Source organism: Maribellus comscasis, assembly GCF_009762775.1.
GTDB classification, from domain to species: Bacteria; Bacteroidota; Bacteroidia; order Bacteroidales; family Prolixibacteraceae; genus Draconibacterium; species Draconibacterium comscasis.
This window is the reverse complement of record NZ_CP046401.1, coordinates 4,672,132-4,687,834: the sequence shown is the minus strand read 5'-3', so window position 1 is coordinate 4,687,834 and position 15,703 is coordinate 4,672,132. Positions and strand designations below refer to the sequence as shown.

General features: G+C 35.9%; 15 protein-coding genes. 7 read left to right on the top strand and 8 right to left on the bottom strand.

Features of this window, described 5'->3' with window-relative positions; all coding sequences use genetic code 11:
- Positions 1-7: 7 nt before the first annotated feature.
- The 3 genes from GM418_RS18695 to GM418_RS18685 all read right to left on the bottom strand — a co-directional run bounded on the left by GM418_RS18695 (position 8) and on the right by GM418_RS18685 (position 5,385).
- Positions 8-3,475 (bottom strand): SusC/RagA family TonB-linked outer membrane protein, encoded by a 3,468-nt coding sequence (locus GM418_RS18695; protein WP_158868767.1) that lies wholly within the window; start codon positions 3,473-3,475, stop codon positions 8-10.
- A 155-nt stretch (positions 3,476-3,630) separates the two neighbouring features.
- Positions 3,631-4,689 carry a FecR family protein gene (locus GM418_RS18690; protein ID WP_158868766.1) on the bottom strand — a complete coding sequence of 353 codons (1,059 nt, stop codon included), beginning with the start codon at positions 4,687-4,689 and terminating at the stop codon, positions 3,631-3,633.
- A gap of 81 nt (positions 4,690-4,770) precedes the next feature.
- Positions 4,771-5,385: an RNA polymerase sigma factor gene (locus GM418_RS18685; RefSeq protein ID WP_158868765.1), complete on the bottom strand. Its 615-nt coding sequence runs from the start codon at positions 5,383-5,385 to the stop codon at positions 4,771-4,773.
- Between the two features lie 157 nt (positions 5,386-5,542).
- Here GM418_RS18685 and kdsA point away from each other — a divergent pair, with 157 nt between their 5' ends.
- The 3 genes from kdsA to GM418_RS18670 are packed head-to-tail and all read left to right on the top strand — an operon-like array spanning position 5,543 to position 7,274.
- Entirely contained in the window at positions 5,543-6,364 is an 822-nt protein-coding gene (kdsA, locus tag GM418_RS18680; RefSeq protein WP_158868764.1) for a 3-deoxy-8-phosphooctulonate synthase, read from the top strand.
- Between the two features lie 15 nt (positions 6,365-6,379).
- Positions 6,380-6,856: a DinB family protein gene (locus GM418_RS18675; protein ID WP_158868763.1), complete on the top strand. Its 477-nt coding sequence runs from the start codon at positions 6,380-6,382 to the stop codon at positions 6,854-6,856.
- Between the two features lie 4 nt (positions 6,857-6,860).
- Positions 6,861-7,274, top strand: coding sequence for a Dabb family protein (locus tag GM418_RS18670; protein ID WP_158868762.1), 414 nt, complete (start codon positions 6,861-6,863; stop codon positions 7,272-7,274).
- Positions 7,275-7,318: 44 nt separating this feature from the next.
- Here GM418_RS18670 and GM418_RS18665 read toward each other — a convergent pair whose 3' ends face one another.
- From GM418_RS18665 to GM418_RS31485, 4 genes are all read right to left on the bottom strand, one after another.
- On the bottom strand, positions 7,319-8,551 hold the full coding sequence (locus GM418_RS18665) for a nucleoside recognition domain-containing protein (protein ID WP_158868761.1): 1,233 nt from the start codon (positions 8,549-8,551) through the stop codon (positions 7,319-7,321).
- Positions 8,552-8,630: 79 nt separating this feature from the next.
- Positions 8,631-9,662, bottom strand: a complete 1,032-nt coding sequence (locus tag GM418_RS18660) for a DUF6807 domain-containing protein (protein ID WP_158868760.1) — start codon at positions 9,660-9,662, stop codon at positions 8,631-8,633.
- Positions 9,663-9,848: 186 nt separating this feature from the next.
- A complete protein-coding gene (locus GM418_RS18655) occupies positions 9,849-9,986 on the bottom strand; it encodes a hypothetical protein (RefSeq protein ID WP_158868759.1) in 138 nt (45 codons plus the stop codon).
- A gap of 9 nt (positions 9,987-9,995) precedes the next feature.
- Positions 9,996-10,091, bottom strand: coding sequence for a RagB/SusD family nutrient uptake outer membrane protein (locus GM418_RS31485; protein ID WP_217447518.1), 96 nt, complete (start codon positions 10,089-10,091; stop codon positions 9,996-9,998).
- A 52-nt stretch (positions 10,092-10,143) separates the two neighbouring features.
- On the opposite strand from GM418_RS31485, the gene GM418_RS18650 reads away from it, so the two are divergent.
- Complete coding sequence (locus GM418_RS18650) at positions 10,144-10,281, top strand: hypothetical protein (RefSeq protein ID WP_158868758.1); 138 nt, start codon at positions 10,144-10,146, stop codon at positions 10,279-10,281.
- 312 nt (positions 10,282-10,593) lie between these two features.
- Here GM418_RS18650 and GM418_RS31875 read toward each other — a convergent pair whose 3' ends face one another.
- Positions 10,594-10,719: a hypothetical protein gene (locus GM418_RS31875; RefSeq protein ID WP_281350171.1), complete on the bottom strand. Its 126-nt coding sequence runs from the start codon at positions 10,717-10,719 to the stop codon at positions 10,594-10,596.
- Between the two features lie 512 nt (positions 10,720-11,231).
- Here GM418_RS31875 and GM418_RS18645 point away from each other — a divergent pair.
- The 3 genes from GM418_RS18645 to GM418_RS18635 all read left to right on the top strand — a co-directional run bounded on the left by GM418_RS18645 (position 11,232) and on the right by GM418_RS18635 (position 15,580).
- Entirely contained in the window at positions 11,232-12,059 is an 828-nt protein-coding gene (locus tag GM418_RS18645; protein ID WP_158868757.1) for a hypothetical protein, read from the top strand.
- Positions 12,060-12,225: 166 nt separating this feature from the next.
- Complete coding sequence (locus tag GM418_RS18640) at positions 12,226-13,791, top strand: TolB family protein (RefSeq protein ID WP_158868756.1); 1,566 nt, start codon at positions 12,226-12,228, stop codon at positions 13,789-13,791.
- Positions 13,784-15,580, top strand: coding sequence for a DUF6057 family protein (locus GM418_RS18635; protein ID WP_343033292.1), 1,797 nt, complete (start codon positions 13,784-13,786; stop codon positions 15,578-15,580). Before GM418_RS18640 ends, GM418_RS18635 begins: the two co-directional genes overlap by 8 nt.
- Positions 15,581-15,703: the final 123 nt, after the last annotated feature.

Sequence of the window (15,703 nt, the reverse complement as noted above, 5' to 3'; positions counted from 1 at the left end):
TTAAATTTTATAAGTTTAACGATAAACCAAAGTTAAATGTCCGAGGCATTGGCAGATCATCCCAGGTTTCAGGATCTAAACCATCGTATCCTGTAATTGTTAGCAGGTTCGTCACTCCTAAAAACAGCCGCATAGAACCATTCCCTTTTAATACCGACCGTGGTAAAGTATATCCTAATTGAATATTTTTAAGTCTTAAATAATCAGCTCTTTGAAGAAAACGGGTTGTTTTTGAAACATAAGAATAGCTAAATAATGAGGCCGATTCATTTCCTTCATGATCTATATGGTAAAAATTATTCGACATCAGCATAGGATAATCTGCCTGATCTCCTGGCTTTTCCCATGTATTACCTACCATTTCTTTCATAACGTTGTATTCAACACCAACGTATTGAGAAGTTTCTTCCCTGATTTCACTTTTTTGGTAGTGCCCTCCTGCAAAGTTGAACAATACATTAAGGTCGAAATTTTTATAACGGAAAGTGTTGTTAAAACCTCCGTAGTAAGTAGGAGTAGTTGTTTTTCCCGAAAGCACCTTTCTGTTATTATTTACATTGCCGTTAGTCATCGGAATAATTTCTCCTGTTTCAATAGTTTGATATTCATCATTCCAGGCATCGGCGTCAATTTGTTTAATCATGTAAACCCCTTTATCCGGGTCAACATAAGCATAATCAGCAAGATACCAGGTATTCAACGCTTCACCAACTCTACGAATTCTGTTACCGGCAATATATCCTTTTCCACTTTCAGCATCATTTAATTTTTTTACTTCATTTTTATTTGTACTAAAGTTGAGAGTTGACTTCCATGAAAAATATTTCTTATCAATATTCAGTATAGAAATATTAAATTCCACTCCCCAGTTTTCCAAATCACCTACGTTCTGGTAAATCGAGTTTGTGTTATATCCTACTGAAGGCTGTACATTACCATTCAGAATCAGGTCTGAAATCCATTGGTGATAAACAGCAAAAGAGCCGTTAACCCGGTTATTAAATAAACCGTAATCAAATCCTAAATCCATATTTGCTGTAATCTCCCATTTTAAATCAGCACTTCCTAATGGTCCTACAGTGGTCCGTGTTGACAAATATTCTGCACCAAAAACTTTGCTTGAACTTTTTCCCCATTTCATAAAAGTCATAGAATTTGACACATTACAATTACCTGTTGTTCCGTAACTTCCTCTTAATTTAAATAGATTCAGCCACGAAATATCTTTCATGAAATTTTCATCTGAAACGATCCAGCCTGCACCAAATGCATAAAAATCAGCCCATCGATTATTTTCTGAGAATGCAGAGTGTCCGTCGCGACGGTAACTTGCATTCAGAATGTAACGATCTAATAATTTATAGTTTGCCCTTGCAAATAACCCCATCAGGTAGGGACCATCATTAAGACTTCCATACATTGAACTCATTGTTCCTACATTCCGTAATTCAGGGTAGATTGACTGAATATCAATCCCAGCTGCATATTTGGTATATGCCCGGTTGCTGGTACCTTCTATACCTGCGGTAATATCAATAGCATGCACATCATTAATTGTCTTTTTATAATTTGCATAAGCCACATAATTAAGAACAGTACGAGTTACAGATCTCTCATTTGCTTCTGAAATATATGGTTCTACCGGATCGAGCAGCGCTGATTTCCAGTATGAACTATTTGTAATTATGAGGTCGGCTCCTGATTCTCCTTTAACTGTTAATCCTTCAACCGGGGTTTCCCACAGCACATAAGCATTGCACATTCCCCTGTATTTATCAACATCGTTACGTTGTAAATCGCGATCAGAGAATGCCCTCATATTATAACCACTATTTACTCCCCAATATCCGGTTTGAGCTGTTTCGTCATAAATTTTAAACCACGGAAGCGTATGATGCCAGTTTTTCCATCCGCCATTACCTTTTTGTTCAACTGACATAACTCCATTGCTCTTCATATATATAAGATTCGAATTAAAACCCAGTTCCAGCTTGTTAATGGGCTTAAAATTGATGCTAAACCGGCTTGTTAAACGCTGGAGGTCATTTTCATGAATCAAACCTTCTTCGTTCCGGTAACTTAACGAAAATGTCATTCCTCCATCGGTAAAACCTTTATTTGCGGAAAGTGCAAACTGATGAAATCTCGCCGTCCGTGTTAATGCTCCCAATTGATCGGTGTTGGTTGCCAAAGCCTCTTCTTTAGAAATTTCAGGTTTTTCTCCCTGAAAAAGGGTGCCCAATGCCGATTCGGTTGTCATTTCTGTCAATCCGGCATTTTCTCTCGATTTATCAATAGTATTCCACCATGTTTGTGAATCAACAAAAATATCGTTTTGAGAAAAAGGAACCTGTGATATACCTCCATCATAATTGATGTTTAAGTTAACCTTGCCACCTTTATATGATTTTGTGGTTACCAAAATAACACCGCCTGAAGCCCTGTTCCCATAAATAGCAGTTGCCGCTGCATCTTTTAAAACTTGTATTGACTCAATATCGTTAGGATTAAGCATCGCAATTGGGGAAACAGCTTTTATCCCGTTTGCAGTTGATTCATCAGCTCCGGTAACAATAGGCATCCCGTCAACTATCCACAAAGGATTGGAGCTAAGGTTGATTGAATTCAAGCCTCTTATCTGAATAGAAGGTGCACTGCCCGGATGACCGCTATTATTGGTAACCATCATTCCACTGGACATACCTTGCAGTGTTTGTGCTAGGTTAGTCGATGGCATTTTGGTTATATCTTCGTTATTGATTGTTGCAACTGAACCTACAATATCGCGTTTCTTCATGGTTCCGTAGCCAATAGCAACAACTTCTTCTATTCCAATTGCATCTTCCTGCATTGATACATCAATTATTGTCTGCCCTCCAACGGGAATTTCCTGCTTTTCCATTCCTACAAATGAGAACTGGATAATTGAATTTTCATCTATCCCTGATAATTTATACTTACCGTCAACATCGGTGACTGTTCCTTTTGTTGAACCTTTAACCACAACCGTAACCCCTGGTAATGGAGCTCCATTCTGATCGCTTACTTTCCCCGATACACTTTTATGTTGCTGAAAGATATCGCCTGATTTTTCAATATTCATTCCGTTTGGGCTTAATATAATCTGACGATCAGTAATCGAATACTGAATCGGCTGCCCGTCAAAAATAATATCCAGGATTTCATCCACTTTTTTATTTTTTAACTGAACATCTACTTTACGGGTTACGTCAACCAATTTATTACTGTAGATAAAATAAAATTCACTGTTATTCTCTATCTCCAACAATACATTCTTTACGGTTGTATTATGCATGTCAAGAGAAAGGCGGGTTACTTGTGAATAAGAATTTACTGCAAATGTTTGTATTATTGCCAGTAAATAAAAAAAAGTAGTAAGTTTCATAACTCTAAATAATTTGCCTAATAATGGATGTAATTCACCCACATTAACAACTTTTCGTTTTTTTTCCATAATTTTGTAATGGTTTGAATTTGACATTTTATTGAATCATATTGTGAATCAAATCGTTAATGAAGGGTGGTAGCAACACCCTTCATTATAATTTTTATTGATTAAGTTTTCATTGTTGTTTTGTTCTATACTTATTGGTTCATTCAATCTCCATTTTAATCCAATGGATAAATCAGGTATTCAACTTTATTCTGTTCTTTCTGTGAAACAAATTTGAGCGGAGCGGCTTTACCCAAATAGGTAAAAATGTGCTGTATATCTTCTCCTTCAATAGTAAACGTAAACGGATGAGAATTTAAATTTCCATTTGTATCTTCAATAACTATTTTAACATCGTACCTGCGCTCCAGCGTCTTGCAAACTTCAGACAAAGGACTGTTTCTAAATACGATTTTTCCATCTTTCCACGCAACTTCAGCATTAACATCTTCCTCTGTCACAATTAGTTTTTGTGTATCTGCATTATAAACTGCTTTATCACCCGGTTTAAGTTCAATTGTCTGCTTAGTACCGACACCGACAAACTTAATCTTCCCCTCTACCAAGGCTGCTTCTACTTTATCTTCATTTGAATAGGCTTTTACGTTAAATTTAGTTCCTACAACCTGAACTTCCGCTTTGTCAGTGACAACCAGAAAAGGTATTTTTTTATTGCCTGTTACTTCAAAGTATGCTTCTCCAGAGAGAAACAAAATCCTTTCTTCTTTATTAAATTCACTTGAATATTTGATTTTTGTTTGTGAATTCAGCCAAACCATTGAACCATCGGGTAATTTAATTTGACTTTTCTCGGAAGCAGGAACATATATCTCGGAAAACTCCTGCGATTTATATTTTGAGCCAACATAATTATTTATCAACCAATAAAAAGAAATGGCTATTACAACCATACCTGCAACCGCTACACTTTTCCAAATCCATTTTGAGGCAAATAAAATAGTAGATTTTGATTTTATGTTTTTGTATTTTTTCCAGATATCCTCATAATTCCTTTGCAAACGAAACTCATTTATTTCTTTGTTTGATGCTGTATCTTTTAGTGAATAAAGTTCTTTTATTATTTTCTGAGCACGTATTGCCTCCTCTTCCAATTCAGGATGCTCTTTAAAAAAAAGTGTCCATTTCCTTTTCTGCTTTTCTGAATTATGCAAAACATATTCATTAAACTCGTCGTTTGCCAGAAAATCATCTATATTTTGTATATCTGCGTTCATTTAACCAATCAATTCAATAATCTATAAATACAGCATTTCAAAAATTGTACTATCATAAAAACACCTTTTATTTAATCGTTTCTATAATTCATTAAAAAAACTACTAAACAACACCACCATTCGTCCTTTGGGAATTTCATCTTCAAAATCTTTTCTAATCTTAATCAGGGAATTACAAAGTGTGTTTCGAACTGTTTGATGAGATACGCCTAAAACTTCAGCAATTTCTTTACTATTCAAACCCGACTGGTATTTTAGATAAACAATCTCCTTTTGGCGTTCTCCCAGTCGATTAACAGAAGCAAGCAACTTTCTTCTCAACCGATTCTGTTCCTCGTCGTCGCCGTATGCAGGTTCAACACTTTCTTCAAAAAGAAATTTGGGATTATTGCTATCAAACAAATCGGTTACTTTATATTGTTTTGTATTTAAGGTTTTAAAAAGCTTACGTCTGATTGAACAAAACAGGTAAAATCGAATATTGTCGGTTTGGCTTAAAGAGCCGCGTTTTACTAGCAATGTTACAAATAAATCCTGGATTATATCTTCAACCAAAGCCGAATCACTGGTATATTTTCTACAGTAATTGTACAGGAACCGGTAATGATCAAAGTAAATTTCCTGAAAAGCACTTTTACTTCCACCAAGAAAACTCTGCCAGATCCTGCTGTCACTATTCCTTTCTTTCAATTTCATTAGTTAGGTTTACACTTGTGAAATACCACACCTTTAATTTTGTACCACTCCAAAACTAAAAAAAAATGCAAATGCACCATTTTTTTATTGATAAGCAGGAGTTAAATTCCCTGAAACTTCAGTTTTACTTTCTAAATTTGCATGAAAGAAAAGTACTATGAATTTTCATATTGACAAACTAAAGCACGCCGGCAAAGATTCTTTTTTCCTAATGGCAGGGCCATGTGCCATTGAAAGCGAAGAAATGGCTTTGGAAATTGCGGGAACTATTGTAGAAATTACCAACAGACTGGGAATTCCTTATATTTTTAAAGGCTCGTACCGAAAAGCCAACCGCTCGCGGCTCGATTCGTTTACCGGGATAGGTGATAAAAAAGCGCTGAAAATTCTACAAAAAGTGGGAAAAAATTATGATATACCTACGGTAACTGACATTCATTCTTCCGAAGAAGCCGCAATGGCTGCTGAATTTGTTGATGTTTTACAGATTCCCGCATTTTTATGTCGGCAGACCGATATTCTGGTCGCAGCTGCCAAAACCGGTAAAACTGTAAATATAAAAAAAGGGCAGTTTTTATCGGCTGAAGCAATGCAATTTGCGGTAAACAAAGTACGCGAAAGTGGAAGTAATAAAATAATTCTTACTGAAAGGGGAACTACTTTCGGATACCAGGATTTGGTAGTCGATTACCGGGGAGTTCCGGTTATGCAGGCGATGGATGTACCGGTAGTTTTGGATATTACCCACTCGTTACAACAACCGAACCAGGCCAGCGGAGTTACGGGGGGGAAACCGGAATTGATTGAAACCATTGCCCGCGCAGGAATTGCAGTTGGAGTCGACGGCATTTTTATTGAAACGCACCCTGAGCCTCAAAAGGCAAAATCGGATGGAGCAAACATGCTACAACTCGATTTACTTGAACCTCTTTTAAAAAAACTAGCGGCAATAAAAAAAGTTGTTGGCAACTTTAAATAACAATATTTTATGGTTATGAATCAATTTCAATACCTGGCAGATGAACTGGAAGCGTTGGTTTTTGAATGGGAGGGAAAGTTTAAAAATCTTTCTGAAAACCAAATTGGAATTCTAAAAAATATTCAAAACCGAACAATAAAACATATTGTTGGGCACATGATTGATTCTGCATCGAACAACACGCACAGGATTATTCATTTACAATACAGCGAATCGCCACTGGAATTCCCCAATTATGCGACCTATGGAAATAATGACCGTTGGATTGCCATACAAAACTATGAAAACGAAAACTGGGAAAATATGATTGCATTGTGGAAATATATCCATTTGCATCTTACACATGTCATCAAAAATATCAACCCCGCTAAACTGGATAACGAGTGGATGGCGGATAAATATGAAAAGGTATCGTTAAAAAAAATGGTTGAAGATTTTCCGCGGCATTTTAAACTACATATTTCTGAAATTGAAAAATTACTAAAAATATAAATCGATGAAAAACAGAAGGTCATTTATCAAAAGAGGAACAGCAGCACTAGCATTGGCAGGTATTTCAGGTATATCAAAAAAAGCAGGAGCAGGCGAAGTTAAAATTAGCAGCGCTTTATTACATCATGTTTTTTTCTGGTTAAAGGAGCCCGATAATCAGGCGCATCGTCAACAATTTGAAAGTGCTCTGGAAAAGTTACTCAAAGTAGAAACTATTACTGTAAGCCATATTGGAATTCCGGCTGCTACTGAAGAACGGGGAGTTGTTGACAATTCCTATACCTATTCTTATTTGGTAATGTTTGACACTTTGGAAGACCAACTTGTTTACCAAACACACCCGCTGCATTTAAAGTTTATTGAAGAAAATTCTGATTTATGGGAAAAGGTTGTGGTTTATGATTCTGTTGACATTTAGAAATATTCGTTTGCGGAATTGAATCGAAATTTACCTGAGAAGCCCTAATAAAAGAACAGGTAAGCCATAAAAACAGATGCAATAATCCCGACAAAATCGGCGACTAAACCACAAACAACGGCGTAACGCGTATTCTTAATTCCCACTGACCCAAAATAAACTGCCAGAATATAAAATGTTGTGTCGGTAGCTCCCTGAACAGTGCTTGCTACTCTGCCAACAAACGAGTCTGCACCATAGGTCGACATGGCATCCACCATCATTCCACGGGCACCACTTCCACTCAGTGGTTTCATAAGTGCTGTTGGCAAAGCTGGTATAAAATCGGTATTGATCCCCGCTTGCTCAAAGGCCCAGGAAAAGCCTGAAACAAACCAGTCCATCGCCCCCGACGCACGAAAAACGCCGATGGCAACCAAAATAGCAACCAGATACGGAATAATCTTAACAGCCGTTTTAAAGCCATCTTTGGCACCTTCGATAAACGCCTCATAAACATTAACTTTTCTAAAAATTGCCATTAAAATAAAAGCCACAATTACAGAAAACAAAATAAGATTACTTGCCACAGTTGATATTCGTGTAATTGAATCTTTATCAAGCGTGGAGAAATACCAGATTATACCGACAATAAAAACGGTTAAGGCACCAAGGTAGCTCAATACTACTCTGTCAAGCAAATTAATTTTCTGGTAAATGGCAACTGAAATCAACCCGGCAATTGTAGAAAAATAAGTTGCCAATAAAATAGGTATAAAAATATCGGATGGATTAACCGCTCCTAATTGCGCACGGTAAACCATAATACTGATGGGTAAGAGTGTCAATCCGGAGGTATTCAATACCAAAAACATAATTTGTGCATTGGATGCCGTTTTTTTATTCGGATTGGTTTCCTGCATTTCCTGCATTGCTTTTAATCCCATTGGTGTTGCAGCATTATCGAGATTGAGCATATTAGCGGCTATGTTAAGCATAATGGAGCCGTGTGCGGGATGGGATTTTCCCAGTTCAGGAAAAAGCTTGTAAAAAAAAGGGCCGATAAATTTTGAAAAAACTTTTACAATTCCCCCTTTCTCTCCTATTTTCATTATTCCCATCCAAAGGGTAAGCACACCCGTTAATCCCAAAGAGATCTCAAACCCGGTTTTTGCCATATCAAATGTGGCATTCATCATTTCAGGGAAAACCTGAGTGTCTCCCAAAAATATCAGTTTTGCCAGGCCTATGACAAAAGCAACAAGAAAAAAAAATATCCAGATATAATTCAAAGCCATTCCTGCATGTAAAACCTCAAATGTAGAAAGACAAATGTATTTTTCATAAGAAATGGGGGACTAAAAAACAAAGGCTTTGTTATTTCTTCTCAAAATCTTTGGCCATTTTATTAATTTCTGCCACCGAAGGATCTCCTGAAAATACCGCCAAACGATATTTAAAAGTCGCTGTTTTTCCCTCATCAATTGAGAAATTCATCTCTTCTTTACCTTCTGAAAATATTTTCTGTCCTAATGTGTTTGCCGCAAATAATCCGTATCCGCGCGCATGCCAATATGTTGGGTATCCTGGATTATCGGGATGATCAAAAATAACTACCGCCACTTTCTCTCCGTTAACTTCTCCGTATAATTTCATCCATTTGGCACGTGTTGCCCAAACATCACCACCCTCTATTCCTTCACTACTTAAATAATTTCCATTTGCAATATCGTCGTCAGAAGCTTCAACCTCAGTAACTACTCCATGCGAATCAACGAGTTTTACCTTGCCTGTCGAAGGTAATTCCAAATCCCGGGTTACACGAATGGCGAACATTCCCTCTTTGTTATCGTTAATTTCAACTTTACCGTTTACTGCTTTTAATGTAGTCTCCCGATCTATTATTCTGGTTTTCCCTTCCGTAGAAAAAGAAAATTCGGTGTTGTCATCTAAAAGCTTTTCACCAGCATTATTTTTCCATTCAGCTGTGGTTTTCAAAATTCCATTTTTGTTTCCGCTCTTTGCCGAAACAACTTTATTGTGATATATCGTACCATAACTATCAGCCCTTTCTGCTGGTATTGCCTCGGAATTATTCCAAAAATCCAATCCGTTAACATCGCCATAGTTTAACCAAATTCCCACATGATGGGGATGATCCACACGTTCTCCCTGTTTATTTTTTAGCGGAAATTGCCGGGTAATCTCATTTCCCTCTGCAGTGACTACAGGCCACAACACTGGTTTTTTAATATTATCCGGGTAGATATACGATGTAAACAACTCATTATCAATTAATACATCGACTTTTTTTTCTGCAGGTTTTTCTACAAATTGAATTTTGGGTTGCGCTGACATACCAGAAACAATAAAAACAAAGAGAGTTACGAGTAAAAACAACTTTTTCATATTCTTTAAATTTAGTTGGAACTAATCAAAGATAAAAAAAGAAGGTTAAAATAAAACAGTCTTGGAAGTAAAATTGTATTCAGAAACCAGTATCTGTGGTTTAAAGTTTTGGGGTTACAAAAAAGAGGGGCAATTTACCCCTCTTTTACACAACTATATCTTTTTGCTGATATTCAGAATGTTGCACTAAAACCCAGCTTGCAAATCAGGCTGAGCTTGAGGAATAGGTTGATATTTATCTTTATCACTAAAATTAGCTCCCGACATGAATGAAGGTCTTACTCTTAAATCAGCAGCAGCAAAACCATTCAAAATTTCGGCCATACTTTTACCTCAAATTTTATTGGAAAGATTATCCCAACGTCGCAGGTCAAAGAAGCGAAAGCCTTCCGCAGCAAACAAACGTTGCTCCCACTGAACAGCTCTCATTGCTTCATTAGTTTCGGCAAAATAAAGAAAATCCTTAAAGTTAACTATCCCTGTGGCAGAGCCAAAGAGTATTTCGCCAACTTTATTTCACCCCTCTGTCATCCGCCATCTGGCCGATGACATCTCCCCTGAAATCAGGGGAGAATATAAGGTAACCCGGAGGCAAAGCCTCGGTGAATTATTTGAGTAAGGATACAATCCGATATCATAATTGGCGGCAGATTGATCCCGGTCAATATCAACGTCTTCTCCCCACGGATAAAAAAAGTTGGTTTGGAAGCAGGAAGATATTGGGAGCGGACGAAACTTCCATCTCTTTTAGGGAAACCTTTGGAACAGCATCTGTAAGCTCTTCTCTCATTTAGGTACCGTACCAAGCACATGTTCTTTCAAGGCAACGTCAATCTTTGTTTGGTTTCCAATTGCAATCCCGGGCAATAACAGCCCAACGTAAAACAAAACTAGTTCGGCTGCATTTGCAGGAACAACGTTCAGGATATAATTATCGTTTTATTGCTGTTTTCCCTTTTACAACATCAGAAACTCCCGGGAAAGGCAAAATTTGAGTATCCGTTACTTTACCCTGGGTAATCTTTTGCTGCGCATAGACTAACTGAGAAAATGCCATGTAAACATCAAATAATAGAAAGGCTAAAAGAAAATCTCTAATACGATTTCTTTCCCATAAATTTTAAGTCTTGTTATTAAAGTTGAATGAATATTAATTCAAATGTTCTTGTGATTTTGTGATGTCACGAATGTGCACTCAGGTTGATCTCATAGGCAGATAAGTTTAAATTCAGTTAAAGTTTATTAATTAAAAATGAAATCAATTTTCTGATTTAGGGAATCAAAAAATGAATCTCGTTTAGCTTTTTGCTAAAAATCGTTTATTTTCAATACAATTGGGAAACTATTTTCTAGGTCAAATGTTTCTCCTTTTTCGTTTATCTTCAAATATAAAAAATACTAAAATCTCAACTATTGTATTCTGTACAATAAGTAGAAAATCAGGCACAATATACAAAAAAATAGACATCAGTCTTCTTTTTTTTAAAAAATACTACTCAATTTAGATTCTCTACTCATCTCTTTTACTGAAAAAAGTTTATATACTTGTATAACTAAAGACAAACTCGTATGAAAACATTTCTATATCTGATTGTTGCATTCCTGATAACCGCAATTGCAATAATCTATCAAAAAAAAACGGGACCTACATACGACAAAAAGGTAGAAACCCATATCGAAAATACCGCATACAATTTTAATTTAATCAGAAGCCATGGAGGGGAAAGTGATTGCAAAATAGAACTTAACATACCGGATCAAAATATATCTGGAATTTTGGAATACAGAAAATACCCTACTAACGATCCGTGGACAAAAGTAGAAATGAAACGGCAATATGATAATCTTGTCGGATACTTGCCTCACCTTCCTCCTGCGGGTAAATATGAATATCTTGTTATACTTGAAAAAAACGGAAAAAAATACGCGTTAAATGATGCTCAAACTGTAGTAATCCGATTCAAAGGAGATGTTCCGCTGAGTGTTTTATTTCCACATATTTTCTTTATGTTCTTTGCTATGTTCCTTGGAAACCTGGCGGGCATTATGGCCTTATTCCGTCATAAGAGATATAAATTGTTTACAACTATAACTGTCATAGCACTCTTTATCGGTGGTATGGTTCTGGGCCCATGGGTTCAATGGTATGCTTTTGGTGAAGCCTGGGCAGGAATTCCTTTTGCGTGGGATTTGACAGACAATAAAACTTTGTTTGCCTTTATTTTTTGGGTTATTGCTTTTTTTATGAACCGAAAAAAGGAACGTCCGGTTTATACAGTCATTGCATCATTGGTAATGTTGCTTGTATATTCGATACCGCATAGTATGTTTGGTTCGCAATTGGACCCGGAAACCGGCGAAATAATCCAGGGGTGGATTCGTTTGTTTCTGATTTAAACCGGTTTTTAATTTTCTCAGCTCTCTTTAATTCTAGGGGACTATTTCCTGTTGTGTAATAGGAATTCTTGTAGTTCAGTTGGAAATAAAAATTCTAACTTTAAAGCAAAGTAAACACAAACGCATTTGAGTAAGTTTGCTTTAATAACTGAACGATAAAACCAAAATGAAATCGATAATTGTTTTATTCTGGGCTCTGTTTATTTTAATTTTGTCTACTATCGTTGGAGGCTGTCACAAAAGTGCGTCAAATCATATCGTAGAACTAGAACAACGTCCACATATTTTCCCAGATTACTGTGATGTTACCGTACCCTATAATATTGCACCTCTCAATTTTTACATTGAAGAATCAGGCAAATCATTTGAGGTTGTCGTTTCCGACAACGAAAAAACTGACCTTCTGAAAATAAAATCCTCAAATGGGTTAATAAAATTTCCACAGAAAAGATGGGAAAAACTTCTAAATAAAAACAAAGGGAAAAAACTTGTTGTGGAAGTTTCAAGTATAACGGACAAGAAAGAAAAGCAAGAATTTCTTGCTTTTACATTTAATATATCAGAAGATAACATTGATTCTTATCTGGTTTACAGGATGATTCATCCAGGGTATTACAATTGGTCCAATATAAAAATTGAGCAGCGCTCACTAAGCAGCTTCCGAACCCAATCAATTGTAGACAACCAGGTTATAGACAAAAACTGTGTGAATTGTCACTCATTTAATAAAAACAATCCGGAAGAATTTCTTATTCATATTCGCGGTTCAAAGGGTGGAACATACTTTTCTGATAATGGCAAATTAATAAAAACCAAAATTAAAACTGAGGGAATGCCGAGTGGAGCTAGCTATCCTGCATGGCATCCCGATGGCAGATTTGTTGCCTTTTCATCGAACCAAGTCAGGCAAAGTTTTTATGCACATATGACGAAAAACATTGAGGTTTACGACTTAATTTCATCGCTCATTTTATATGACACCCAAACCAATGAAATTATAAATATTACTACCAGTGATACCATTAATCCGTTACAGACTTTCCCAACGTGGTCGCCTGATGGAGAATACTTGTATTTCTGCAGAGCAGAGCAAAACAATTCTAATAGCGGACATGATTTCAACGACATAAAAAATATTCACTATAATTTGGTTAAAAAAAGGTTTCAGAAGGATTCGAAAACTTTTGGAAATACCGAGATGGTTTTCAATTCGTCCGAAATAAATAAAAGTGCTTCTTTTCCCCGAATCTCACCCGATGGAAATTTTTTGGTCTTTACGCTTCAGGACTATGGTACATTTCCGATTTGGCATAAAGAAGCTGATTTGTTCATTTTGGACCTTAATACAAACAAAGTAAGAAAGTTGGATATTAACAGCAATGAAACAGAGAGCTATCATACATGGTCATCAAACAGTAAGTGGATTGTTTTCAGCAGCAAAAGAATGGATGGGAGAAGTGCCAGACCATTTTTTACCCACCATAGCTCGGAGGGAAAAACGGGGAAGCCATTTGTTTTGCCTCAGAAAGACCCAACTTTCTATAAGAAATTACTGGAGTCATTTAATATTCCTGAATTAGTTAGTGATAAAATAGATTTCACACCGCGAAATTTTGCTAAAGCTGCCAACAATGCCGGGATTCATGCTAAATCTGACAGTGAGACATACGACCTAAAGATTTTAAATACGGAAAACAAAAATATTTCCGAAGACAAAGGAATTCATGAATAACAGAATAATGGAATGGATAAAAAAAAATAAAGTTAATTTTCTAACCCAAACAGTTAAATCCGGTTACGCTGTATTCGTTCTTTTTTTCGTTTTATGTTTTTGCTATATTTTTTGGTTTGCACGATCAACTTTATTTTTCCAGGAAAAACAGGGCCTTTTTATTTATTCTGTTGAATATCTCAAAGACTATTTAACAAAACCGGGAGGATTATTGAAATATGCTGGCAATTTTTTCACCCAATTCTATTACACTCCTTTGTTGGGATCAATCGTTTTATCTGCAACCATTTCCCTAACAACTGTTTTATGTTCAAAAATCTCAAAAAGAATTACTACCAAAGTCTTTATTGCAATTATTACAATACCCGCTGCTTTGCTCCTTTTAATGCAAAGTCACTATTATCATTTTATTGAATATAATCTGGGATTTTTGTTGGTTTTGTTCTTTTTCGACTGGGTAATATTGCCAAAAAGAGAAGTCCTAAAATATGTAACACTTTTGCTTATCCCGGTATTCTATTATCTTGCAGGTTCTTACCTGTTTTATTTCCTTGGAATGTATATCATTCATAATCTTGTGTTTGAAAGTAAAAAATTCAAATTTACTCTTTCTTTTTTTGCAATACTGATATCCTTTTTTGCCGTTATATTTTTTTACAAAATTATTTTTCTTCAGCCGCTACAGCAGTTTTTTTTATATCCACTCCCACTTATCAACGTAAAAAACCATAAAATACTCTTACTTGTTCTTACCATATACTTGGTCTTTTTCCCGGTCATTTTTAAACTGAATTCATGGGTTAAACCTCAAAAGTCATCTGCCTTACTTTCCTTTTTATCGGTAACAGGAGTGTTCGTGGTCACTATTCTCATGCTGATTCATCTTCATAACTCACAAACATCCAGAATATTAAACCTTGAACATCTTGTTTCAGAAAAAAAGTATGATGAGGCTATTCGATTTCACGAAATGTATCCTTCAAAAAATTTAATCGGACAATATTTGCATAACATCTCATTATCGGAAACCGACCAACTTTGCGAGCGACTTTTTTATGCCGAACAGGATTTTAATGTTAACAGTCTGATTTTACCCTGGAGTAATGAACATCTTGCCTGGGGAGCTCACTTTTTTTATTCGGTAGGTCTGATAAACGAAGCTCATCGTTGGGCTTATGAGGAGATGATTGTTTACGGTATACGGCCGCAAAACATTGAATTGCTGCTAAAAACAAATATTATCAGAGGGAATTATGAAAGGGCAAAAAAATACAATCAAATTTTATATGCCACACTAAACTACAGAAATCTCGCGGAAGAATATAAACCTGTTTTGGAAGATTCTCTGCAAATTATAAAATACCCCGAATTAATTTCAAAGCGCAGGATGGCACCTCAAAATAATTTTTTCATTCAGATTAACGATCCGCAAAATAATATTCCATTATTACTGCAATCAAATTCAAAAAACAAAAAAGCATTTGAATACGAAATGGCCTGGTTGCTGCTGTCGAAAGACGTAGAAACGTTAGTAAACAACTTAAAACAAATGAAAGAATTAGAATACTTGACCATTCCCCGACATTTGGAGGAGGCAGTATTAATTTATTATAATGGAACCAGAAAAATGCCTGATTTAGGCGGCTTATCGATCAGAACAGAAACAATTAATAATTTTGACCGTTATGTTACTGCTTTTAAGAATGCCCGAAACGGTTCTGTAAGAACTAAACAAAATCTGGAAAAAGATTTCGGAAATACGTTTATGTACTATTTTCATTTCAGATAATTATTTATTTTACCTTTAAAAAATAAAGAATTAATCCTTCAACAGGAAATGGTTCAATAACAAAATCTAAAACTTATAGAAGTCATTTTTTTTAGTGAGTTCATGCATATGTATTTTGGGAAA